Genomic DNA, 23,128 nt, shown 5'->3' with positions numbered 1-23,128 from the left:
GATGTCGAAGGTGCCGTTGTTGGCGAGACCGCTCGAGCTGACGATATTGCCCGTGCCTAAAAGATTGAGCTGCGCCCCGGCCTGGACCGTGGTCGCGCCGCTATAGCTGTTGGCACCGCTCAGGCCCTGCGTGCCGCCGGCGATGGTGAGGCTGCCGCCGCCGACCGGATAGGAGCCGCCATCGGCGATGCTGCCGGAGAAGGTGCCGCTGGCGTTGGTGAGGACCAGGGTGTTGGCGCCGAGATAGGTCGTGCCCGCTCCCGTCAGGGCGGCGATGGAGATCGGTGCCCAGGCCCGCGAGATGTCGAACGTGCCGTCATTGGTGACGCCACTCGAGGCGGCGATGCTGCCCGGGCCCGACACCAGCAGCCGGCCGCCCGAGGCGATCTGCGTCGCCCCGGTGTAGGTGTTGGTGGCGCTCAGCTGCACGTCGCCGCCATTGCCGATCTGCACCCCGCCCGGTCCCGAGATCACGCCCGCCAGGCCCAGCGGCACGTTGGTACTCTCGACGATCAGCGGACCGCCGGCTGTCGTCACCAGATTGGCATCGGTGACAAAGTACGGCGTGTAGGCGATCACATTGTCGCTCAGATCGTAGAGAACCGAGTTCTGCAGGAAGAAGGACAGTCCGATCGTGTTGGTCAGGCCAGGCGCATTTTGGTCGAACAGGGCGACGTAGGTGATGGGATCGCTGCCCTGGGCCTGGAGCACGGACGACGAGGACGACAGCCCGCTGATGGAGGAACCGTCTGGCGCCAGTCCCGTCGCGGTGAAGGTAACGCCACCCAGGACGCTCGTGTTGGTGCTGATGCCAGGCTGGTTCTTGAGCACGGTGCTGAGGGTGAGGCCACCGGTGCCGGTATCGAGCAGGCCGCCACTTGTGGACGTAACCGTTGTGCCACCCGCTGTTAGAGTGACGTTGAAGTTGATGCCGAACTGGGTCGAGGCGTTGTTACCCGTCGCGCCACCGTAGGGATTGATGAAAGCCGCGCCCGTCTCTGCCCATCGGATCAGGCCCGTTCCACCCGTCGCTCCAGGTAGGCCAACGGGCGCGAACTGGCCGATGACTTCAGGTGTCAGGCCGAGCTTCACGCAGGGGCTGCAACTCGTCACGGCCTGGCGCACGCCTCCCAGCAAGACGTTTTGGCCGTTGATCTGAGTCGGCTGATTGCCGCTGCTCGGCACCGGATTGGTCTGTCCGTTTGCAGCGACCATGTAGCCCTGGATCGCCCCGGTCACCGTCGTTTGCCCCAATACACCGCTGGTCGTGTAGGTGTGCAGCGGGGTCGTGAAGTCGCCGGCGCCGAAGACGCCATAGAACTGGTTCTCGAGCACCGGCGCAGTAGTTCCTGCTACCAGTGTGGAGGTGCCGTCGAAGCTCGATTCGTAGACCGCGTTGATCTGGTAGCCGGGTGCCGCGTTCAGGCTCGTAACAAGAGTTTGCCCGCCCGGTGAGGTCGTCGGCGTATAGAGGTCGAGCGTCCCCGCCTGGACGATGTTGCCTTTGTAGCCGCGGCAGCCAGTCAAGCCGTTGCCGTAGCAGTACTGGATGCCGGATCCGCCCGTCACCGTCGAGAGCGGCGTGTAGCCAGTCGTGGGATCGCTGCTGGGCGTGAAGCCCGGCCACCACGACTGGTTGTACTGCGCATTGAACAGGCTCGACCCGGTGTCGAAGAGATAGATGTGTGATTGCCCGCCGTTGATGCCGACATTGATGCCGAGCCGCCATTGCGGCGGGAACGGCGGACCGCTGCTCGGCGTCGGCACGTAAAGAAGCTGCAATGGAATGTCGACTGGCGACGCGACCTGCGCCTGTGCAACGGCGAGGCTGGAGCAGGCGAGCATGCCCCCCAGCCAGATCCGGATCGAAATAGCCCCCACGTCGCGTCTCCCATGCGGCCGCTATCGCGACCGCATCGCCTCGCCCTATTGGAGTCTGTATCCAATAGATGCTCGCTTGGCGAGAAGAGTGTGAGGCATCGGGACTAATCGCCGTCTCAGTTCATCGCGTGCGCAAGTGCGATTAGATATTTGCAGTTCAGGGAGTTGCTCAGGCGATCAGCGCTGCATCGCTGTCTTCTCGTCGTCCCTCAATGGGCGCTCGTGGAAGAAGAGCAGCTTGCCGTGCACCGTACCGAATCCCGTCTGGGCCTCGAGCTTGGCGGGATAGCGGAACGGCGTGTCGTCGAGCCGCGCGAACCACAGCTTCATCGGCTGTTCCTTCTTGCTCTCGGCCTCCTGCGGTGCGTCGTAGAATTCGCCCGCGACCCGTCGCGTATAGACTTCGCATACCAGCAGATCGCCGCGCGCGCCGGGAACGCCCGAGTTCGCCGCCGGCTCGGTGCCGATCTTCTTCAGGATCACGTCGATGCGGCGCTTGCCGTCGTTGGAGGGCACGGTGCGGTCACAGGCGGCATCGCCGGACAGGCCGACGCTGAGCGCCGCCGACAGGGGATCGAGGGAGCCGATGCGCTTATCCTCCGGGATCGCCTGGTCGGGCGAGGGCTTCCATTCCGGCTGGCTCTTTTCGCTCAGCGTCCCGCCGGGCCCGTACTGGGCAAGCCAGGTCCGCGGCTTGTCGCCGACGATGATCGACAGCGATCCGCCCGACGGTCTGGCGCCCTGCTTGTCGAAGCCGCCCCAGGCCCGATTGCGGCCGTCATAGTTGATCGTGACGGCCTTGATCAGCCCTTCCTTGAAGGTGTGGCTTTCGACGTCATAGGCATCGCCGTCGAAACGGGCCTTGAAGTCGATGCGAAAGCCGGTGAAGCCAAGATAGGTAATGGCATAGCCCACCTCGACCTGGCGAGGCTCCGCCGCCATCGCGGCTGCCGGCAGGGCGCTGCACAAGGCGAATGCTGCGGCCGCGTTACGAAAAGTCATGAATCGTCCATCCTCAAGGGGCTTACGCCTGCCCCTCAGGCACGATAGAAGGCCATCGCCCCCCACGCCACCAGACCTAAGCGCCCGAACCGGCCAACCTGCCATGTCGCCTCCTGGAAACCATCGCCCTCCTGCCATCGGCCCCGGTCGTTCCTGGGCCGTGCTGTCCATACTTGGGCACCATTTGTGGCCAAAGGGAGAATGGGGCCTTCGTACGCGCGTCGCAGTCGCGATGGCCCTTCTCGTCCTCGCCAAGGTGGCGAATGTCTATGTCCCCATCCTCTACAAGCAGGCGGTGGATGCCTTGGGCAAGCCCGAGGTGCAGGCGATGGCCGTGCCGGTGGCGCTCATCATCGCCTACGGGGTGGCCCGGGTCCTGGCCCAGGCGCTGGGCGAGATCCGTGACGCGATCTTCGCGCCGGTTGCCCAGCGCGCGATCCGCACCCTGGCCCTGCAGGTGTTCGGCCATCTGCACGGCCTGTCGCTTCGCTACCATCTGGAACGCCAGACCGGCGGCCTCAGTCGCGTCATCGAACGCGGCACGCAGGGCATGGAATTCCTGATCCGCTTCACGACCTTCAACATCCTCCCGACTCTGCTCGAGATCCTGATGGTGGGGGCGATCCTGTGGCGCCTCTATGACTGGCGCTTCACGGTCGTCACGCTGGGCGTGATCGGCGCCTATATCGTCTTCACGATCTCGATATCGGAATGGCGCATCCAGTTCGTGCGGCTCATGAACGACGCCGACACCGACGCGAACGCCAAGGCCATCGACAGTCTGCTGAACTACGAGACGGTGAAGTATTTCGGCAACGAGGCGCACGAATCCCGACGCTACGATGTCGGTCGACGTCGCTACGAAATTGCGGCAATCCGGTCGAGCCGTACCCTGTCCATGCTCAATGTCGGGCAGGGCGCCATCATCGCGGTCGGCCTTGCGGCGGTCATGGTCATGGCTGGCCGCGGCGTGGTCGAGCACAGCATGACGGTGGGCGACTTCGTGGCCGTCAACGCCTTCCTGCTGCAGCTCTATCAGCCGCTCAACATGCTGGGCTTCGCCTATCGCGAGATCCGCGGCGCCCTGGTCAACATGGAGAAGATGTTCGGGCTGCTCGACGTCCCGCCGGAGATCGCGGACAAGCCGGGCGCACCGCCCCTGAAGGTGGGCGGCGGCGAGATCGTGTTCGACCATGTCGACTTCCACTACGAGAAGTCGCGGCCGATCCTGCATGACGTGAGCTTCCATGTCGCTCCGGGGAACACGGTCGCCATCGTCGGCTCGAGCGGCGCCGGCAAGTCCACCGTGTCGCGCATCCTGTTCCGCTTCTACGACGTGGCTGCCGGTTGCGTTCTGATCGATGGCCAGGACATCCGCGACGTGCAACAGGGCAGCTTGCGGGCGTCGATCGGCGTGGTGCCGCAGGATACGGTGCTGTTCAACGACACCATCTACTACAACATCGCCTATGGCCGGCCGGGCGCCAGCCGGGAAGAAGTGGAACAGGCGGCCAAGCTCGCGCGCATCCACGACTTCATCATGGCGTTGCCGCAGCGCTACGACGCGACCGTCGGCGAGCGCGGACTGAAGCTGTCCGGCGGCGAGAAGCAGCGTGTGGCGATCGCGCGCACGATTCTGAAGAACCCGCGCATCCTGCTGTTCGACGAGGCCACCAGCGCGCTCGATACGCGCACCGAGCAGGAGATCCAGCGCTCTCTCGAAGAGGTGAGCCGCGGCCGCACCACGCTGGTCATCGCGCACCGCCTGTCGACGATCATCAATGCCGACGAGATCATCGTGCTCGATCGAGGACGGGTGGTCGAGCGCGGGCGCCACGTCGATTTGCTGGCGCGCAACGGCCTCTATGCCGACATGTGGCGCCGCCAGCAGGAAGCGGCGGCCGAGGCCGAGCGCAAGCTCGAGGAGCCGCCCTCGTTGCGCGCCGAAGGGCATCTCCGTGTCGCCGACTAGCACGGCGGCCAGTCCCTGGAAGACGCTCCTGCCGGTCTTCGCGGCCTGTGCCGCCATCGGCCTGCAGGCGGGCGTCGCCCTGCCATTGGTGCCGCTGGCGCTGCAGAGGCAAGGGGTCGACAAGTTCACCATCGGCCTCGTCTCGGCGGGCTGGGCGTTGGGTATGCTGTCGTTCGGCACGCGCATTCCTCGCCTGGCGGCACGATTCGGCGCCGCGCCCAGCATCGTCTTCGCCGTGGCCGTCGGATCGCTGATCATGGTGGCCTTCACGGTCACGTCGGGGCCGGTCGCCTGGTTCGTGCTCTCCTTCCTGCATGGCGTCGTCGGTGGCGTGCCGTGGGTGGTCAGCGAGATCTGGATGAACGTCGTGGTCGAGGAGCGCCGGCGCGGCCGCGCCATGGCCGTCTATGCGGCGATGTTCGCGCTCGGCATGGCGCTGGGGCCGTTCGTTCTGCAGATCGTGGGCGTTTACGGGCCACGGCCCTTTCTCACCTGCGCCGCGCTCGCCCTGCTGGTGGCGGTGCCGTTGTTGCCGTTCTGGAACACCTCGCCGCGCATCGCCCATGCGCGTGACAGCGGCTTTGGCCTTGTCATTGCGGCGGCGCCCCTGGCCATGTTCGCGGCTTTCGCGGCGGGAACCGGCGAGCAGGTCGCCTTCAGCTTCCTGCCCGTATACGCCGTGAACGCGGGTGTCACGGCGGAGATCGGGACTCTGTGGCTGTCGGCCTTCGTGATCGGCAACATCGTCCTGCAGTGGCCGATCGGCTGGCTGGCCGATCATGCCGATCGCCGGATCGTGCTCGCTGCCTGTGCGCTCCTCAGCATGGGCTTGATGTTGCTGCTGCCGCTGGTGCCGGCCTATTCGGCGAGCGTGATCGCGGTCGTCATGCTGTGGGGCGGCATTTCCTTCTCGATCTATCCGGTCGGCCTGGCGCTCCTCGGCCGACGGTTCAACGGCGGCGACATCGCGCGCGCCAATACCGCCTACAGCATGCTCTATATCCTGGGCGGGCTGATCGGCCGGCCGCTGACCGGCGCGGCGATGGATGCGGTGGGCGAGCCCGGCCTGGGCTGGACTTTGGCGCTGTTCTACGCGGCGGTGGGATTTGCCGCCTTGCTGGCATCGCGCCGGCCCGGCTGATAAGTCTGCCGTCGATGACCGATCCCTTGCTCGAGCCCTTGCTCGCCGGCGACCGTCGTGCGCTTGCCCAATCCATCACCCTGATCGAGTCGACCCGCGCCGACCATCGCCAGCGGGCAGACGCCTTGCTGGCGGCCGTGCTGCCGCATACCGGCAAGTCGGTGCGGCTCGGCATCACCGGCGTCCCGGGTGTCGGCAAATCGACCCTGATCGAACGCTTCGGCCTGTCCCTGATCGGGCAGGGCCGGTCCCTGGCCGTGCTGGCGATCGATCCGTCCTCCAAGCGTGGCGGCGGCTCGATCCTGGGCGACAAGACGCGCATGGAGGAGCTGTCGCGGCAGAAGGCGGCCTTCATCCGTCCCTCTCCCGCAGGCACGACGCTGGGCGGCGTGGCGCGCCGCACGCGGGAAGCGATGCTGTTGAGCGAGGCCTCGGGCTTCGACACTGTGATCGTCGAAACAGTCGGCGTCGGCCAGTCCGAGACGGCCGTCGCGGACATGGTGGACATGTTCATCGTCCTGCTGCTGCCGGCCGGTGGCGACGACCTGCAGGGCATCAAGCGCGGCGTGATCGAGCTCGCCGATCTGATCGTGGTCAACAAGGCCGACGGCGATCTCGAGGCGACGGCCAAGCGCTCGGCTGCCGACTATCAGCATGCGCTGCGCATGCTGCGCTCGCCCACGCCGGGCTGGATCCCTGAAGTCGTCACCTGTTCGGCCCAGACCGGAAAGGGCGTCACGGAGCTGTGGACGATCGTCGACCGTTTCTACAAGGCCGTCGGCGAGATGGGGATCGCTCACCGCCGTGCCGAGCAGGCCCGCGCCTGGATGTGGAACGAGGTCGGCGAAACCCTGTTGGGGGAATTGCGCAGGCACCCTGAGGTCAAACGGCTGGTGGGTGGACTGGAGAACGACGTGGAAAATGGACGCATCACCCCAGCGGCCGCCGCCCGGCGTATGCTACAAGCCTTCTATGGTCGATAAATCTTTCGTCGGAAGGGCCCGCCGCGCTGCGGCGGCGGTCGAAGAGCCATTCTGGAAGCGCAAGACGCTGGCGCAGATGACCAAGGCCGAGTGGGAGTCGCTGTGCGACGGCTGCGGCATGTGCTGCGTCAACAAGCTCGAATACGAGGGTACCGGAGAACTGGCGCAGACCGACACCTGCTGCCGGTTGCTCGATCCCAAGACGGCACGCTGTCGGGACTACAAGAACCGCAAGAAGATCGTGCCGGACTGCATCCAGCTGACCCCAAAGGTGGTGGCCAAGATGGATTGGCTCCCCAAGACTTGTGCCTATCGCCTGGTGCACTTCAAACAGGACCTCTATTGGTGGCATCCGCTGCTGTCCGGCGACCCGGAAACCGTGCATCAGGCGGGAATTTCCGCCCGGGGCCGGGTCATCCCCGAGGACCAGGTCGAGGATATCAGCGAAAGAGTCGTGGATTGGTTCGCTTGACGACCCGCCCCGAGGCCCTTAAAAAGCCGGCCTTCCCGCCCTCTGGCGGGATCGTTTTTTAAGCGGAAACCGTCATGCCTCGTCGTTGCGCCCTGTCGGGCAAGTCCGTGCAGTACGGCCACAATGTGAGCCACGCGAACAACAAGTCCAAGCGCCGGTTCATGTCGAACCTGCAGGTCGCTTCGGTCCTGTCCGACGCGCTGGGTCATACCGTGCGCCTGCGGCTGACGCCGCGCGGCATCAAGACCATCGAGCACAATGGCGGTATCGACGCCTATCTGCTCGGGACCAACAACAGCAAGCTCAGCCCCGAGATGCTGACCCTGAAGCGCCGGGTTTCCTTGGCCAAGGCCAAGAAGGACGCAAAAAAGGCCGCGTAAGCGGCCTTTTTCATGGGGCCAGTTCGAACATCAGCAGCAGGTTCTGCTGCATCGGATTGAAGTTGTCGTCCGAGATCAGCCAGAGCAGCGTCTCGCCGCGAGGTCCCCTGGCGGCGGAAATACCTTCGAGATTGTCGACCGCATAAGGTGAGGCGAGGAACGCCAGCTCCTCCGGATGTACCGTCGCGCCGGCCTGAAGCTGATTGGCGGCAAAACGCATGACCCGCACGCGCACGCCGCGCACGACATCGAAGGCGCGTTCGAGCGTGGCGAAGGCGCCATCCGGCAAGCGGACGATCGCCGTCGGATGGAAGTCCGGCACAGTCGCGTACCGAAACTTCTCCCACGCATAGCCGCCTCCCACTGACGGCTTGCCGATCCATCCCACGACGCTGCCGGGTTGTTCGCGATATTCCTCGCTGATCGCGATCACCGTGCCGTCATCGAGCGCGGTCAGGGTCTCGATGCCGCCATTGTCGGGCTGCCGCCCGATCTCCGCCGGGCCGTCCACCGGGACCGGAACGCCGTCGAGCGTGGGGTAGTGCCAGATCCGATGGTGGCGCTCGAAGGATACCAGCCACGAGCCATCGCGCAGATGGGCCATGCCTTCCGAATCGGACCAGGCCTTCGCGACCAGCGGCTTGCCGTCGAGCCCATGCAATGGGCCGATATGCGCGTCCGTCAGGCCACCGAGATTGCCGTCCTTGTCGTAGTCGATGGTGGCCGTGAACCAGCCGCCGACGTCGGAGATGGAGCTGAGGTGGCGGCCGTCCGGCGTCACATAGAGATCGGACCATCCGCCGAAATTGGCCGAGTTCGCCGTCAGCACCAGGCCGCCGCGCCAGATGAGGCGGCCGACCCGGTGCGCGGCCGATTCGTCGAGCTTGAACGGGACCGCCCGCGCGTGGATCTCGAGCGGCAATACCTGCGCCTCGACAGGCGCCGAGGGCGGCGTGGCGATGCAGGCCGCTGCGAGAAGGAGGCTGAAGAAGACAAGGGGCCGGGCAACCAGCCGGAAGGCGCTGCCCCTCGTGGTCGCCACCGCGCGTCCGGTCAGGCCGCCCGTCGGCCGCCGGGTTTGCTGCCAGGCCTGCCCTGATGAGCTGCCCGCACGTCCCGCGTATCCTCTTCGTCGAACAACGAGGCCAGCTGCTCCATCATGGTGCCGCCGAGCTGATCGGCATCCACGATGGTCACGGCGCGACGATAGTAGCGCGTGACGTCGTGGCCGATGCCGATGGCAATCAGCTCCACCGGAGAGCGCGTCTCGATCCAGTCGATGACGTCGCGTAGATGCCGTTCGAGGTAGTTGCCGGGATTCACCGACAGCGTCGAATCGTCGACCGGCGCGCCGTCGGAGATCACCATCATGATCTTGCGCTCTTCGGGCCGCGGCAGCAGGCGGTTATGCGCCCACAGCAGCGCCTCGCCGTCGATATTCTCCTTGAGAATGCCCTCGCGCAGCATCAGGCCGAGATTCTTGCGGGCCCGACGCCAAGGCGCATCCGCCGGCTTGTAGATGATGTGCCGCAGATCGTTGAGGCGGCCGGGATTGGCCGGCTTGCCGGCGGCCAGCCACTGCTCGCGGCTTTGGCCACCCTTCCAGGCGCGGGTCGTGAAGCCCAGGATCTCGACCTTCACGCCGCAGCGCTCGAGCGTGCGGGCAAGGATGTCGGCGCTCATCGCTGCCACCGTGATGGGCCGGCCGCGCATGGAGCCTGAATTGTCGATCAGCAGCGACACGACCGTATCGCGGAAGTTCGTGTCCTTCTCCTTCTTGAAGGAGAGGGCATGCATGGGATTGGTGATGACGCGCGTGAGACGTGCCGCATCGAGCGTGCCTTCGTCGAGGTCGAAATCCCACGAGCGGTTCTGCTGCGCCATCAGGCGGCGCTGCAGGCGGTTGGCGAGCTTGCCGATGACGCCCTGCAGATGGCTGAGCTGCTGGTCGAGGTGATTGCGCAGCCGTCCGAGTTCCTCGGCGTCGCACAGCTGATCAGCCTCGACGATCTCGTCGAACTTGACCGTATAGGGATGGTACTGCTGGCCCGGCGGTTCGTTGCTGAGCGCGCCCGGCGGCAGCCACGGACGCTCGGCGCGGCCCGGCTCCTCCTCGTCGCCAGAGCCCATCTGCATCTCGGTCTGGGCCTGATCGGCGGCGGTCTCGGAGGCGTCTTCCTGCTCGGAGGCGTCCTCGCTCTCCTCGCCTTGAGCGCCGTAGCCCTGGCTCTCGCTCGAATCGCTTTGATCCTCGCCGGTCTCGTTGGACTGGCCGTCGGCGTTGTCCTGGTCCTGCGACTCTTCCTGGTCCTCGTCCTGGAGGTCGGCCGATTCGTCGCCCAGCTTGAGGTCGCGGATCAGTTGTCGCGCCGCCTTGGCAAAGGCCTCCTGGTTGGCGAGCGAATCCTTGAGCTTCTGGAAATCACGGCCGGCGGCGGCCTCGACGTCGGCGCGCCACATATCGACCATCGCCTTGGCCGACTCCGGCGGCGACGCACCCAGCAGCTGCTCGCGTGCGATCAGGCCGATCACGTCGGCGATCGGGGCGTCTTCCTTGCTCTTGATACGGGCGTGGCCGCGCTGGTCGGAGCGCTGGCGCCATAGGGCGGCCAGGTTGTCCGCCACACCCGCCATCTTGCGGGCGCCCAGCGCCTCGACACGAACCTGCTCCACCGCCTCGAAGATCGCCCGCGCGGTCTCGCCACGGGGAACCCGGCGCAGATGCATCTTGCGATCGTGATGGCGCAGCTTGAGCGCCATCGCATCCGCTTCGCCGCGCACGCGGCTCACGTCTTCGACGGGCAGGTCCCGCGCCGGTACCGTGATGCGGGCTTCCTGGCCCAGGAGCGAGCCGCCATCGGGCACGAACGAGACGTTCACGTCCTTGCGCGAGATCGCCCGCATCGTGGTCGCTGTGACCCGGCGGAACTCCTCGATTGGAGTCGTGTCTTTGGCCATTGGGGCGCCTTAATGCAGCTTGCCACCCTTGGAGCTGCCGCTCGGCAATTCCTTGCCGAAGCAGCGCTGATAATACTCGGCCAGCGTGCTGCGCTCGACCTCGTCGCACTTGTTGAGGAAGGTGAGACGGAAGGCAAAGCCCACGTCGCCGCCGAAGATGCGCGCATTCTCGGCCCAGGTGATCACGGTACGCGGCGACATCACCGTCGAGATATCGCCAGCGATGAAGCCGGCGCGGGTGAGGTCGGCAAGCGCGACCATCGCCGAGATGATCTTGCGGCCTTCGTCGTTGTCGTACTGCGGCGCCTTGGCAGCGACGATGTTCACTTCCTGGTCGTGCGGCAGATAGTTCAGGGTGGTGACGATCGACCAGCGGTCCATCTGGCCCTGATTGATCTGCTGCGTGCCATGATAGAGGCCGGTCGTATCGCCCAGGCCGACCGTGTTGGCCGTGGCGAACAGGCGGAAGGCCGGATGCGGATGAATGACCTTGTTCTGGTCCAGCAGGGTCAGCTTGCCTTCGACCTCGAGCACGCGCTGGATCACGAACATGACGTCGGCGCGGCCGGCATCGTATTCGTCGAACACCAGGGCGGTCGGGTTCTGCAGCGCCCAGGGCAGGATGCCTTCGCGGAACTCCGTCACCTGCTTGCCGTCACGGAGGACGATCGCGTCCTTGCCGATCAGGTCGATACGGCTGATGTGGCTGTCGAGGTTGATGCGGATGCAGGGCCAGTTCAGCCGGGCTGCGACCTGCTCGATGTGGGTCGACTTGCCGGTGCCGTGGTAACCCTGAACCATGACGCGTCGGTTGAAGGCGAAACCGGCGAGGATCGCCATCGTGGTGTCATGGTCGAAGAGGTAAGCATCGTCGACGGCCGGCACATGTTCGGTGGCCGTGCTGAAAGCGGGCACTTCCATGTCTGTGTCGATGCCGAAGACCTGGCGAGCGGAAACTTTGATGTCCGGCATGCCCGAAATGTTGGGACGGGCGGCGGTCGTCGTAGAAGCCATCACACGAATTCCTAACAAAACAAAACCCGCCAGATTGCGGGCCTAAAGTTAATAGTCGCAGGCCCCATGGTGCGCTGCAAGCGGCCAATTGGCAGGTCTGCGTCGCGCCGGCTGTCAGTCTGCGGGAAGATGGTCGCACGCCCGCAGAGTGGAATAGGCGGCGTTGATTTCCTTCAGCTTTTCCTCTGCCTCCCGGGCGCCGCCATTGGCATCGGGATGGTGCAGTTTCACCAGTTCTTTGTAACGAGATTTCACATCGGCCTGGGTTAGCGGCCATGAAAGTTCAAGCACCTCGATCGCACTGCGTTCGGCCGGGGTCAGTTGTTCGCTGCCATCCATACGAGGGGCGGGGCGTTCGCCGAGACCGGCATCGTCGCTCAACCCGAAAGGGTCGTTGATCCGGGGGCCGCCGCCGCCGCGAGTGCCGAGCGGCCATACCGGCCGCCGCCACGTCGTATCGGCGCGGATGTGTTGCTCGATCTGCTCGGCGTCAAGGCCCGCGAAGTAGTCCCATTTCTTGTTGTAGTCGCGCACATGCTCCAGGCAGAACCAGCGATACTCGTTCAGCCGGTCGCGGGAGCGGGGGGCGCGATACTCGCCCTGCAGTCGACAGCCCGGTGCTTCGCAGACCCGCTGGAACGGGGCTGCGGCATCGGTGGCCGTCAGGGGTTTTGTGCGCCGTTTCGGCATCGAGGTAATATGTGAGCGAGCGATTTGACGGGCAAGAGAGGCGTTGGCGAGATGGGTATGATGGCGACGGCGATTGACAGCAAGCTTCGACAGCATTTTGCGCCGATGCGCCTCAGCATCGAGGACGAGTCGTCGCGGCATCGGGGGCATGCCGGCTATCGCGAAGGCGGCGAGTCACATTTTCGGGTGGAGATCGTGTCGGCGGCCTTCGCCGGACAGAGCCGCGTGGCCCGGCAGCGCCTGGTGTACGCTGTGCTCAAGGACGAGTTCTCGGCCGGCCTGCACGCGCTTGCCTTGACGACGCTCACGCCCGAGGAAGACACGAAAGCCTGACGCCACGCCTGTCCGCGCCGTGAACGCCCCCGATCCGGGTCCTGGGGATCAACCGTCCAGTTCGATCTCCTTGCCTTCGGCGGCGGTGCGAACCGCCTCGGCATCGGGGCCCGTATAGAAGTGCGGCGCCCAGCGCTTCACCACGTCGCCCTCCGACGACCAGGCGTGGCAGGTATCGATCACATAGGGCTTGCGCGGCGGCTTGGCGGACGGGGATGTCTCCGCTTTCGGAAGCGTGCCGTTCTTCTCCCGATGCCGGCGATTGAGCTCGCGCGCCTTGCCCGACGCCACGGTCTGGAAGGCCGTCGTCGCTACGGGCCCGAGGAGTTCGACGATGTGGGTGCAGCCATGCACGCCGCCAAGCCGCGCGCGGACCTCGCGGTGAAACCCACCGCCGATCCGGAGCCCGATCAGCTTCTTGAAATCGGGCGTGATATTGCCGCAGACCTGATAGGGCGACTTGTCGGTCACGGCCTCGACATCGACGATCGTGAACTTGTGATCGAGGGTGAGGCGGATCGACATGTCATGCACATAGTCGCCCGCCTTCAGCGTGCCGCGCCACTCGTTGGGATGATCGTACGCCTTCTCGTCGGTGATGCGGCCTTCGATGTCCCAGAGCCCGTCCTCGCGGAAAAAGCCCTGGCAGGTAACCCGACGCGTATGCAGGTGCTGTCGCCCGACCGGCGGCGAAAGCGGCATGGCAAATCCTCTTGCTGATCCTCAGATATTGGCTGCTTGTATGGCCGCCGGCGGCACGATCCGCAACTCGGCGATCCGCGTGCCCTCGCGCTTCAAAATCTCGAACCTGAAGCCATAGAAGGCATAGGTCTGGCCGACCTCCGGAATGCGCCGCGCCTCGTACAGGACCAGCCCGGCGATGGTCGTGGCGACATCCTCCGGCAGTTGCCAGCCGAACGCGCGATTGAGATCGCGGATCGGGGCGCTGCCCTGGCAGAGCACGCTGCCATCCTCGCGTTCCACCAGGCCGCGCTTGATGGCGTCGTGCTCGTCCTCGATGTCGCCCACGATCTCCTCGATGATGTCCTCGAGGGTGACGATGCCCAGCATGACGCCGTATTCGTCGACCACGATGGCGAAATGCTCGTGGCGTGCCTGGAAGGCCTTCAGCTGGTCGAACAGGATCGTCGATTCGGGAATGAACCAGGGCGGCGTCATGACGTCGGCGATGCGCACGGTCTCCGGACCGCCAGCCGCCTTGACCGCCCGGAACAGATCCTTGGCGTGCACCACCCCGACGATATTGTCGGACTGGCCACGATAGACGGGCAAGCGCGTATAGGGCGCGGCCAGCACCTGCGTCACGATCGATTCGATCGGCTCGTCGGCATCGATCTGCACCACGCTGCCGCGATGGACCATGACGTCGCTCACCGTGCGATCGCCGAGATCGAGCACCGAGCGCAGCATCGCCTTTTCTTCCGGCGCGTCTTCGTCGGCATGTCCCGCGCCATGCATCTCGATGGCGCCGCGCAGCAACTCCGTATGCTCCTGCTCGTCGGGCGTCGTGCGGACCCGCAACAGGGCAAGGAAGATGCGGGATATCCAGGCGAAGCCCCGCGCCATCGGCCCGAGCACCGTCAGGGTCACGAGGATCGACGGCGCCAGCGTGAGGGCCACCCGGTCGGCCCGCAGCAGGGCCCAGGTCTTCGGCATCACCTCGGCGAAGACCACGACCAGAACGCCGATGATGCCCGTGGCGTAGACCACGCCCGCTGCTCCGAAGAGCTCTGTGAGCACCGCGGTCGTCAGCGAGGCGGACAGGATGTTCAGCACGCTGTTGCCCAGCAGCACCGCGCTTACCGCTTCATCCTTGCGATCGAGCAGCCGGTTGACCAGGGTCGCCCGCTTGTTGCCCTGCTGGGCGAGGCGATGCATGCGCGGGCGCGACGCGCCGGTCACTGCCGTCTCGGCCGCCGACATGTAGCCGCTGAGGGCGATGCAGAGCACGACGAGCGGGCCGGCGAGCCACGGCGGAAGATGCAGGGCGATCTCGTGGTCCATCGTCTCGTCAGGCGGCGATGGCCGCGTCGAGCAGCTCGCGTACTGCCGGCTCGTCGATATCGCGGGTCACGAAGGTCTTGCCGATGCCGCGAGCCAGAACGAAGGTGAGGCGGCCGGCTTCGGCCTTCTTGTCGCCGCGCATATGCTCGATGAGCTTGTCGGCGTCCCAGTTTCGGCGGTTGCTTCCGCCGATGCTGCGCAGCCGCACCGGCAGCCCCACCGCCCCGAGATGCTCGCGCACGCGTCGGGCGTCCGCGGCCGGGCACAAGCCCAGCTTGGCAGAGAGGTCGAACGCCATCGTCATGCCGGCGCCCACCGCTTCTCCGTGCAGCAGGTCCGGCCCGAAGCCGGTTTCAGCTTCGAGGGCATGGCCGAACGTATGGCCGAGGTTCAGGAGCGCGCGCAGGTCGGTGGTCTCGCGCTCGTCGGCGGCGACGATGCGCGCCTTGGCGCGGCAGCTCTGCTCGATGGCGTAGCTGCGCTTGGCGGCATCGCCGGCGAGGACCGCCGCACCGTTCGCTTCGCACCAGTCCCAGAAAGCCGGATCGTCGATCAGACCGTACTTCGCCACCTCGGCATAGCCGGCCAGCAGTTCGCGCCGCGGCAGCGTGTCGAGGACGTCGGTGTCGGCCACCACCAGGCGGGGCTGGTAGAAGGCGCCGATCAGGTTCTTGCCGTGCCGGGTATTGATGCCGGTTTTGCCGCCGACGGAGGAATCGACCTGGGCCAACAGGGTCGTCGGCACCTGGATGAAGTCGACGCCGCGCAGCAATACCGCGGCGGCAAAGCCGGTGAGATCGCCGACGACTCCGCCGCCGAGAGCGACCAGCGTGGTCTTGCGATCGGGCCGCGCATCGAGCAGCGTGTTCATCAGGCGGCCGAAGGCGCCGAATTCCTTGCTGCTTTCCCCGGCCGGCACGACAACGCTGCCAACCTTGACGCCGGCCTTCTCGAACGAGGCGGCAACGCGGCGGCCATAGAGAGGCTCGACCGTTTCGTCGCTGACAACGATCACGCGCGGCGCTGCAAGAAGCGGTGCCGCGAGCGTGCCGACGCGATCGATCAATCCGGGGCCGATGGCGATGTCGTAGCCGCGGCCGGCAAGATCGACACGCACCGTGCGAGGGGCAAGCGTCCGCATCGTCATACCGCCACTCCCACGGTCTGCGATTCGAGATGGCGGCGCAGTGCCTCGACGACCTGCTCGGTGGTCACGTCGACGGGCTGCGCCGTCGAATCGACCACCAGATCCGCCTCGGCGTAGACGGGATAGCGCAGCGCCATCAGCCGGGCGAGAATCTCCCGTGGGTCGCCCTGGCGCAGCAGCGGCCGATGGCCGCGACGCTTGACGCGGTCGAACAGCACCTCGAGATCGGCACGCAGCCACACCGTCAGCGCCTTCTGCCGCATCAGGGCACGCGTTTCCGGATCCATGTAGGCGCCGCCGCCAGTCGACAGGACGAGCGGAGGGCCTTCCAGCAGACGGGCAATCACGCGCCGTTCGCCGGCCCGGAACTCGGCCTCGCCGTAGCGCTCGAAAAATTCCGCCACCGTGCAGCCGGCGGCGCGTTCAATCTCCTCGTCGGCGTCGACGAACGGCAACCCCAGACGCACGGCAAGGCGCTTGCCGATGGCGGTTTTGCCGGCACCCATGAGCCCGACAAGGGCTACGGTGCGCGGGAGGGACAGGACAGGAGGAGACTCGATCACTTCATGCATGGATGTCGCGCATCCGAGGCGATCTTTCAAGCGACCGGCGATTGCCCGTTCGGCGGCAGACGGGTAGTTTCCGCGCCGTGGCTTCGATCCGGTCCAAGACTCATTTCCGCGTCGCCCCGACAAGGGTGTGGCCTATGATTGTCGGTGTCATCGTCGTGCTGCTGATTGCCGGCGGACTGTTCCTGGCTCTTTTCCAGCCCACTCCGCCTGTGCAGCACTTCGAGGTGACCGTGCCCAATGACCGACTTGCGCATTAGTCTTGCCGTAGCGGTCACCCTGGCCTTCGGCGCCCATGGCGCCTTCGCGCAGAGTCCCAGTTTCGACGACCGGCCCACCGGCTTCCTGACCGAGAAGACTGGTGGCATGCCGGCCGATGCCTGGGGCGATACCCGACTCGGCACCGCCAAGCGACTGGTCTCGGCGCTGCCGGCCGCCCCTCGCAGTCGTGCGCTGCGCGACCTGCAGTTCGAGGTCATGGTGAGCCTGCTCACCCCGCCGGTGGCGGACGCGAGCCCCCCGCCCACCCTGTTCGCGCGCAAGGTCGATCGTCTCGCGGCGATGGGCGAGGGCGAAAGCCTGAACGAGATGGTGCGCAGCGCCGGCGGCTATGTCGATCCGTCGATCGCCGCGACGGTGACCAATGCGATGATGATGGCGGGCGAGCGCGCGGGCGCGTGCGCCGTCGCCGAGAACAATGCCCTGGCCCAGCCGTTCGGGCAGCGGGCCGAGATCGCCTGCATGCTGGCGCGTGGCGATACGGGCGGTGCCCTCGGCGCGCTCAGCGCCTTGCGAAGCACCGATCCGTCTTTTGCCGCTCTGGTAAAGATCGTGGCGGAAGGATCCGGACAGACCGTTGCACCGGCGGGGACGCTCGACGGGCCGGCGATGGTCCTGATCTACATGGCCCATCTGGTTCCCCCGGCGTCGGCGCTGTCGACCACCCAGCCGCCCTTGATCCGCGCGCTGGTCGGCCAGCCGGCGCTCCCGATGGCGAGCCGGATCGAGATCGCCGAACGCGGCGAAGCGCTGGCGGTCATCGAGGCGACGCGGCTTGCCGATCTCTATATGGACGCGCTGCGCGAGGGGGCGGCGCTGCCTCCGGCGATGGCGCGACGCGCGCAACTCGTCGCGGCAGCCCGCAATGCCGCCAATCCGACCGAGATCATGAATGCGGTGCGCGCGGTCTATACCGAGACCAACGGCAGCCCCTTGTTCCCGACCATCGCCCGCGCCAGCGCCTCGGCGCTGCTCAACCTTCCGGCCAAGCCGGAATATGCCGGCGTGGCGCAGGAGGCGATCCGCGGTTTCCTGTTGCTGGGCGACAAGAAGCTCACCAGGGCGTGGACGCAGCTCGCTCTCCAGGCGGCCTACAACAATGCCGGGGCGATGAACGCCCTCGATCATCTGATGCCGTTGATCGAGATCGCCGGCATCGACAACGGCAGGAACCTCGTGCCGGAAGACGTCAATCGCTGGTACGGCGTCATCCGGCAGGATGATCCGCGGGCCGCGCCGATGCGTGGGTACCTGTTGCTGGAGCTGTTTCGAGCGGTCGGCTTCGAGGTGCCGCCCAAGTCGACCGAGCTGCCGGAAGCGCCGCCGCCCGGTGTCCGTCTGGTGATGCCGCCTGCCGCAACGCTGCAGGCGCTTCAGGCCGCTGGCGCTGCGCATCGACAGGCGGAGGCGGCGCTGCTTGCCTCCGACGCCATTGGCGACACGCCGCTGACGGAACTCCATCCCGCCGCCGTCGGCATCATCGTCCGCTCCTTGCGGCAAGCCGGCGAGGCGACGGCCGCGCGGCTGTTCGCGATCGAGACGGCCATCGCGCACGGACTGTGAGCCGTGGCGAGACGGAAAGCTTCTCCCTCTCTGTCGCGCGAGGCCGAGCTCTTCCTCGAAATGATGACGGCCGAGCGCGGGGCATCCCGCAACACGCAGGCGGCCTACGGGGCCGACCTGGCCGACCTCGAGGTCTTTCTCGGCCGGCGCAAGCAGAAGCCGGCAACGGCCGATGCGGAGGCGCTGCGCGCTTACTTGAAGTCGCTCGATTATGTCGGCATGACGCCGCGCACCGTGGCGCGGCGCCTTTCGGTGATGCGGCAGCTCTTCCGTTTCCTCGTCGCCGAAGGCCTGCGCAGTGACGATCCTGCAAGCGCACTCGATTCGCCGCGCCTCGGCCGACCGCTTCCCAAAGTGCTGTCGCGGGCCGAGGTCGACCGCCTGATCGATGCCACCAAGGACCGCGACGGCGCCGATGGCGGTCGCATGGCCACACTGCTCGAGATCCTCTATGCAACCGGCCTGCGCGTTTCCGAACTCGTGACCTTGCCTCTGTCGGCCGTGGAGCGCGATCCGACAGTGCTGGTCGTGCGCGGCAAGGGCGACAAGGAGCGGCTGGTGCCCTTGTCCGATCCGGCGCGCGCTGCGATCGCGGCGTGGTTGCCGGTGCGTGCCGGCGCGCTGGCCGAGGGTGAAACCTCTCGCTACCTGTTTCCGTCGCGTGGACGGACCGGCCATCTCACGCGCCAACGTTTCGCACAACTCCTGAAGGAAGCGGCGCTTGCCGCCGGCATCGATCCGGCGCGGGTCTCGCCGCACGTGCTGCGGCACGCCTTCGCCAGCCACCTGCTGGAAGGGGGCGCCGATCTGCGCAGCGTGCAATTGATGCTGGGTCATGCCGATATCGCCACGACGCAGATCTATACGCATGTGCTCGACGAGAAGCTGCGCGCCCTGGTGCAGGAGAAGCATCCGCTGGCCCGGCGCAGCCGCGGCAGACGTCCGGTTGACAGGACTCGGCCTCCGGGCGACACCTGACCGCAATGACGACATATCTCGAATTCGAGAAGCCGATCGCGGAGCTTGAAAGCAAGATCGCCGAGCTCAGGCATCTGCCCAACTCAGGTGACGTCGATATCGCCGACGAAGTCATGCGCCTGCAGGACAAGGTGCAGAAGCTGTTGCGCACTCTGTACGCCAAGCTCACGCCGTGGCAGCGCGTGCAGGTTGCGCGTCATGCGGACCGTCCGCATGCGCAGCGCTATATCGACCGGCTTGTGACGGATTACATACCGCTCGCCGGTGATCGTACCTTTGGCGAGGACGCCGCCATCGTCGGCGGCATCGGTCGGCTGTATGGGCGCAGCGTCATGGTGCTCGGCCAGGAGAAGGGAGACGATACCGAGTCGCGCCTCAAGCACAATTTCGGCATGGCGCGGCCCGAGGGCTACCGCAAGGCGCAGCGCCTGATGCGGCTTGCCGATCGATTCAAGGTTCCGGTCGTGACCCTGGTCGATACTTCCGGCGCCTATCCCGGCATCGACGCCGAAGCGCGCGGGCAGGCGGAGGCGGTAGCGAGTTCGATCGACACCTGCCTCGCCATCGGTGTGCCGCTGGTGAGCGTCGTGATCGGCGAAGGCGGTTCGGGCGGCGCGCTGGCGATCGCGTCGGCGGATCGCGTCTACATGCTGGAGAATTCGGTCTATTCGGTGATCTCGCCCGAAGGCTGCGCCTCCATCCTGTGGCGGTCGAACGCCAATGCGCAGGACGCAGCCGAGGCGATGAAGGTCACCGCAGGGGACCTCAGGCGGCTCGAAGTCATCGACGACGTAATTCCCGAGCCCATGGGCGGCGCGCACCGTGCCCCCGACGAGGCGATCGATGCGGTCGGCAAGACGATCTCCGATGCGCTGGCGGAGCTGTCGCAGCTCGATCCGGAGACATTGCGCCGCCGACGCGAGGAGAAGTTCCTCGCCATGGGCAAGAAGGGCTTGTAGCGGCCGCTCGCGATGGCCGGCCTGCGTCTCAGCGTTCTCGACCAGTCGCCGATCCGCAAGGGCGGGACCGCCGCCGAGGCGGTGGCCGAAACGCTCGAACTGGCCCAGCTCTGCGATCGGCTGGGTTATCACCGCTACTGGCTGGCGGAGCATCACAGCAGCGATGCGCTTGCCGGCTCGACGCCGGAAATACTGGTCACGCGGGTCGCCGCCCTGACGCAGCACATGCGGATCGGCTCCGGCGGCGTGATGCTGCCGCATTACAGCGCCTACAAGGTGGCGGAAAACTTCCGGATGCTCGAAACGCTGTTCCCGGGCCGGATCGACCTGGGCGTCGGCCGCGCGCCGGGCAGCGACCAGCGCACCATGCGCGCCCTCGCCGACGGCAAGCCCAACTGGAGCAATCCGGACAACTACCCCTATCAGGTGCGCGATCTCATGGCCTGGCTGCACGATGCCTTGCCGGACAACCATCCGGGACAGGGCGTGGTGGCGCAGCCTGCCGGTCCCACGGCGCCGGATGTCTGGCTCCTGGGCTCGAGCGACGAGAGCGCGGCGCTGGCTGCGCATTTCGGCCTGCCTTTCTGTTTTGCCCATTTCATCAATCCCGATGGCGGCGACGCCGCCACGCGTGCCTACCGCGCGCACTTCAAGCCGTCCGCGCTCCATCGTGAACCGATGGCCATGATGGCGATCACCGTGCTGTGCGCCGACACCGACGAGGAAGCGCAGCTTCTCGCGATCAGCCGCGAAGTCTGGGCCATGCGTCTCCTCAGCCGCGGCGAAGCAGGCCCGGTGCCTTCGATCGAAGAGGCCCTGGTCGAGGCGAAGGCGCCTGGAGCCGATCGCTGGCTGACGCGCTTGCGCCGCCGCTCCGTCGTCGGATCGCCCAAGACGGTGCGTGCGGGGCTCGAGCAGCAGGCCGCGAACTATCAGGTCGACGAGATCATGGCGGTCACGATCTGCTACGACTTCGCCAAGCGCAAACGCTCCTACGAGCTTCTCACGAGCGAGTTCGGCCTGACCGCGTCCTAGCCCTTTTCCTTGCCGGCTGTCGGATCCCACATCGGGGCAGCCAGCGTCTCGGCAAAGTTCTTGAACATCAGATTGAACGCGATGCTGATGCGCTCGCTTTGGCCATCATTGGCCGGCACGTTGTGCCGGAGCCACGAGGGGAACAGGACCATGCGTCCTGGCTTGCTCTGCGCATCGGCGGCATTGACGGTGACGCGCGTGAACTGACGCGGCCGCGGCATGATCATGGCCGGGCGAGGATCCTGGAACAGGATATGCGAGCCGACCTCGGGCACTGCGACGTAATAGACGCCACTCAGGTAATTGTTGGGGTGATTGTGCGTCGGATGATAGGCGCCGGGCGGATTGATGTTGGCCCAGCAGCCCGTGATCATCATCGCATGCTGATCGACCTGCAGGAACCGCGCGACGCCGCGCGCCGCCATCTCAACCAGCTTGACGAAGTCGGCGAAGGCCGGCCGCGTATGCAGGTCCTGCGGCGTCTGCCAATTGCTTCCGGCCGGCACCTTCGGGCGTGGCGAGATGATCTTCTCGATTTCCGTCTTGAGATGCGCGTTGAAAGGCACGGCTTCCGACGCCTTCAGGTCGACGATCCAGATGGTGGTCGGAAAGAGTTCCTGGACTTCCTGCTTTTCGATCATGGTTCAGTATAGCGAAATCGCCCGGTAATGGTGTGCCACCATCATGCGGCGTGTCCCGCGGGCGGAAAAGCCGCATCCTGAAAGTCGATGGCCGAGAAGGATGAAACGCATTTGCGACCCGCGCCCTTCAGTGATCCAATCCGGACAAGACATACGGTCGGGAGGAACAGCATGACCGTCACCATCCAGCCCATCACGCCTGATTTCGCAGCCGAAGTGGGAGACGTCGATCTCGGCCAGCCGCTCGCCGCGGACGATCTCGCCGCCATTCGCAGCGCGTTCACCAAGTATGCGGTGCTGGTCTTTCCTGACCAGACCTTCGACGATCAGAGCCACCTCGAGTTCGCCCGGCATTTCGGCCCGTTGGAGACCAGCGTCTTCAAGTTGCGCGCCGATCACAAGATGCGGCTGCACGAGAACCTCGCCGATGTCGGCAATCTCGACGCCGAGGACCGCATCCTGCCGTCCAACGATCGGGTGCGCCTCTATCAGCTCGGCAACCGTCTCTGGCACACGGATTCTTCCTTCAAGCGTGTGCCGGCCTATTGCTCCCTGCTGCATGGCCGCGCCATCCCGTCGATCGGCGGCCACACCGAGTTCGCCGACATGCGGGCGGCCTACGACGCGCTGTCCGAAGACATGAAGCGCCGACTCGTCGGCCTCGTCGCCGAGCATTCGCTGATGACATCGCGGGCGCGGCTCGGCTTCACGGACTTCGACGAGGCCGAACGCAAGGCTTTCGAGCCGGTGCCCCAGGTGCTGGTGCGGCGCCTGCAGGACAGTGGCCGCATGAGCCTCTATCTCGCCAGCCATGCCGGCGCGATCCGCGGCATGCCGAAAGCCGAGGCCGAGGCTCTTCTCAAGGAATTGACCGCGCATGCGACGCAGCGCCAGTTCGTCTACATCCATCGCTGGCGGGTGAACGACCTGGTGATGTGGGACGATCGCTGCACGATGCATCGCGGCACCGACTTCGACGACCAACGCTGGCGTCGCGACATGCGCCGCGCCACCGTCTCGGACGTGGCACCGACCTGCGAGCAGATGGGGCTGGCCGTCGCGGCGGAATGACGGCCGTCGGGCCGTCTGCAAGGCATAGGGAAGAG

The 23,128-nt window shown here is 66.1% G+C and carries 22 protein-coding genes and 1 pseudogene; 12 read left to right on the top strand and 11 right to left on the bottom strand.

The features are described 5' to 3' along the window. Positions 1-1,881 (bottom strand): annotated as a pseudogene (locus B5D62_RS28175) (hypothetical protein); the annotation flags it as partial. A 177-nt stretch (positions 1,882-2,058) separates the two neighbouring features. Next, positions 2,059-2,883 (bottom strand): DUF3108 domain-containing protein, encoded by an 825-nt coding sequence (locus B5D62_RS28170; protein ID WP_170921180.1) that lies wholly within the window; start codon positions 2,881-2,883, stop codon positions 2,059-2,061. A gap of 232 nt (positions 2,884-3,115) precedes the next feature. On the opposite strand from B5D62_RS28170, the gene B5D62_RS28165 reads away from it, so the two are divergent. The 5 genes from B5D62_RS28165 (at position 3,116) to rpmB (ending at position 7,831) form a co-directional block, all read left to right on the top strand. After that, positions 3,116-4,855: an ABCB family ABC transporter ATP-binding protein/permease gene (locus tag B5D62_RS28165; RefSeq protein ID WP_231714967.1), complete on the top strand. Its 1,740-nt coding sequence runs from the start codon at positions 3,116-3,118 to the stop codon at positions 4,853-4,855. After that, positions 4,842-5,996 (top strand): MFS transporter, encoded by a 1,155-nt coding sequence (locus B5D62_RS28160; protein WP_170921179.1) that lies wholly within the window; start codon positions 4,842-4,844, stop codon positions 5,994-5,996. Before B5D62_RS28165 ends, B5D62_RS28160 begins: the two co-directional genes overlap by 14 nt. A 14-nt stretch (positions 5,997-6,010) precedes the next feature. Continuing rightward, positions 6,011-6,979: a methylmalonyl Co-A mutase-associated GTPase MeaB gene (gene meaB, locus B5D62_RS28155; protein ID WP_085937390.1), complete on the top strand. Its 969-nt coding sequence runs from the start codon at positions 6,011-6,013 to the stop codon at positions 6,977-6,979. Further along, positions 6,969-7,451, top strand: a complete 483-nt coding sequence (locus B5D62_RS28150) for a YcgN family cysteine cluster protein (protein WP_085937389.1) — start codon at positions 6,969-6,971, stop codon at positions 7,449-7,451. Before meaB ends, B5D62_RS28150 begins: the two co-directional genes overlap by 11 nt. A gap of 74 nt (positions 7,452-7,525) precedes the next feature. After that, entirely contained in the window at positions 7,526-7,831 is a 306-nt protein-coding gene (rpmB, locus tag B5D62_RS28145; protein ID WP_085937388.1) for a 50S ribosomal protein L28, read from the top strand. 10 nt (positions 7,832-7,841) lie between these two features. Here rpmB and B5D62_RS28140 read toward each other — a convergent pair whose 3' ends face one another. The 4 genes from B5D62_RS28140 to B5D62_RS28125 all read right to left on the bottom strand — a co-directional run bounded on the left by B5D62_RS28140 (position 7,842) and on the right by B5D62_RS28125 (position 12,493). Further along, positions 7,842-8,873: an esterase-like activity of phytase family protein gene (locus tag B5D62_RS28140; protein WP_170921178.1), complete on the bottom strand. Its 1,032-nt coding sequence runs from the start codon at positions 8,871-8,873 to the stop codon at positions 7,842-7,844. Positions 8,874-8,884: 11 nt separating this feature from the next. Further along, the gene (cobT, locus tag B5D62_RS28135; protein ID WP_085937386.1) at positions 8,885-10,789 is read right to left on the bottom strand and encodes a cobaltochelatase subunit CobT; all 1,905 of its coding nucleotides are present in this window, start codon (positions 10,787-10,789) and stop codon (positions 8,885-8,887) included. 9 nt (positions 10,790-10,798) lie between these two features. Continuing rightward, positions 10,799-11,803 (bottom strand): cobaltochelatase subunit CobS, encoded by a 1,005-nt coding sequence (cobS, locus tag B5D62_RS28130; protein ID WP_085937384.1) that lies wholly within the window; start codon positions 11,801-11,803, stop codon positions 10,799-10,801. 114 nt (positions 11,804-11,917) lie between these two features. Further along, positions 11,918-12,493 (bottom strand): J domain-containing protein, encoded by a 576-nt coding sequence (locus B5D62_RS28125; protein ID WP_085937383.1) that lies wholly within the window; start codon positions 12,491-12,493, stop codon positions 11,918-11,920. Between the two features lie 57 nt (positions 12,494-12,550). On the opposite strand from B5D62_RS28125, the gene B5D62_RS28120 reads away from it, so the two are divergent. Continuing rightward, positions 12,551-12,826 carry a BolA family protein gene (locus B5D62_RS28120; protein WP_231714966.1) on the top strand — a complete coding sequence of 92 codons (276 nt, stop codon included), beginning with the start codon at positions 12,551-12,553 and terminating at the stop codon, positions 12,824-12,826. Between the two features lie 48 nt (positions 12,827-12,874). Here the strand turns inward: B5D62_RS28120 and B5D62_RS28115 are convergent, their stop codons facing one another. The 4 genes from B5D62_RS28115 to B5D62_RS28100 are packed head-to-tail and all read right to left on the bottom strand — an operon-like array spanning position 12,875 to position 16,570. Continuing rightward, complete coding sequence (locus B5D62_RS28115) at positions 12,875-13,528, bottom strand: DUF2889 domain-containing protein (RefSeq protein ID WP_085937380.1); 654 nt, start codon at positions 13,526-13,528, stop codon at positions 12,875-12,877. A 21-nt stretch (positions 13,529-13,549) separates the two neighbouring features. Continuing rightward, the gene (locus B5D62_RS28110) at positions 13,550-14,851 is read right to left on the bottom strand and encodes an HlyC/CorC family transporter (protein ID WP_085937379.1); all 1,302 of its coding nucleotides are present in this window, start codon (positions 14,849-14,851) and stop codon (positions 13,550-13,552) included. A 7-nt stretch (positions 14,852-14,858) separates the two neighbouring features. Next, positions 14,859-15,998, bottom strand: coding sequence for a 3-dehydroquinate synthase (gene aroB, locus B5D62_RS28105; protein ID WP_085937378.1), 1,140 nt, complete (start codon positions 15,996-15,998; stop codon positions 14,859-14,861). Further along, positions 15,995-16,570, bottom strand: a complete 576-nt coding sequence (locus tag B5D62_RS28100; protein WP_085937377.1) for a shikimate kinase — start codon at positions 16,568-16,570, stop codon at positions 15,995-15,997. The genes aroB and B5D62_RS28100 overlap by 4 nt, the downstream gene beginning before the upstream one ends. Before the next feature lie 134 nt (positions 16,571-16,704). Between B5D62_RS28100 and B5D62_RS34230 the strand changes: the two genes are divergently transcribed. From B5D62_RS34230 to B5D62_RS28075, 5 genes are read left to right on the top strand one after another with little or no spacing between them, the layout of a single operon-like run. Next, positions 16,705-16,827, top strand: coding sequence for a hypothetical protein (locus B5D62_RS34230; RefSeq protein WP_269435137.1), 123 nt, complete (start codon positions 16,705-16,707; stop codon positions 16,825-16,827). Next, positions 16,808-18,409: a hypothetical protein gene (locus B5D62_RS28090; RefSeq protein WP_085937374.1), complete on the top strand. Its 1,602-nt coding sequence runs from the start codon at positions 16,808-16,810 to the stop codon at positions 18,407-18,409. Before B5D62_RS34230 ends, B5D62_RS28090 begins: the two co-directional genes overlap by 20 nt. A gap of 3 nt (positions 18,410-18,412) precedes the next feature. Further along, on the top strand, positions 18,413-19,387 hold the full coding sequence (locus B5D62_RS28085) for a site-specific tyrosine recombinase XerD (protein ID WP_085937373.1): 975 nt from the start codon (positions 18,413-18,415) through the stop codon (positions 19,385-19,387). A 5-nt stretch (positions 19,388-19,392) separates the two neighbouring features. Continuing rightward, positions 19,393-20,346 carry an acetyl-CoA carboxylase carboxyltransferase subunit alpha gene (locus B5D62_RS28080; RefSeq protein WP_085937372.1) on the top strand — a complete coding sequence of 318 codons (954 nt, stop codon included), beginning with the start codon at positions 19,393-19,395 and terminating at the stop codon, positions 20,344-20,346. 12 nt (positions 20,347-20,358) lie between these two features. Further along, positions 20,359-21,381 carry an LLM class flavin-dependent oxidoreductase gene (locus tag B5D62_RS28075; protein ID WP_085937371.1) on the top strand — a complete coding sequence of 341 codons (1,023 nt, stop codon included), beginning with the start codon at positions 20,359-20,361 and terminating at the stop codon, positions 21,379-21,381. On the opposite strand, the gene B5D62_RS28070 is transcribed toward B5D62_RS28075, so the two are convergent. Beyond that, positions 21,378-22,022 (bottom strand): TIGR02466 family protein, encoded by a 645-nt coding sequence (locus B5D62_RS28070; protein ID WP_085937370.1) that lies wholly within the window; start codon positions 22,020-22,022, stop codon positions 21,378-21,380. The two genes, B5D62_RS28075 and B5D62_RS28070, sit on opposite strands and share 4 nt — an antisense overlap. A 171-nt stretch (positions 22,023-22,193) precedes the next feature. On the opposite strand from B5D62_RS28070, the gene B5D62_RS28065 reads away from it, so the two are divergent. After that, positions 22,194-23,093 (top strand): TauD/TfdA dioxygenase family protein, encoded by a 900-nt coding sequence (locus B5D62_RS28065; protein ID WP_085937369.1) that lies wholly within the window; start codon positions 22,194-22,196, stop codon positions 23,091-23,093. Positions 23,094-23,128 lie beyond the last annotated feature (35 nt).

Origin of the sequence: Enhydrobacter aerosaccus (assembly GCF_900167455.1) — a bacterium.
Lineage (GTDB): Bacteria > Pseudomonadota > Alphaproteobacteria > Reyranellales > Reyranellaceae > Reyranella > Reyranella aerosaccus.
This window is presented reverse-complemented; position numbering and strand designations above follow the sequence as displayed.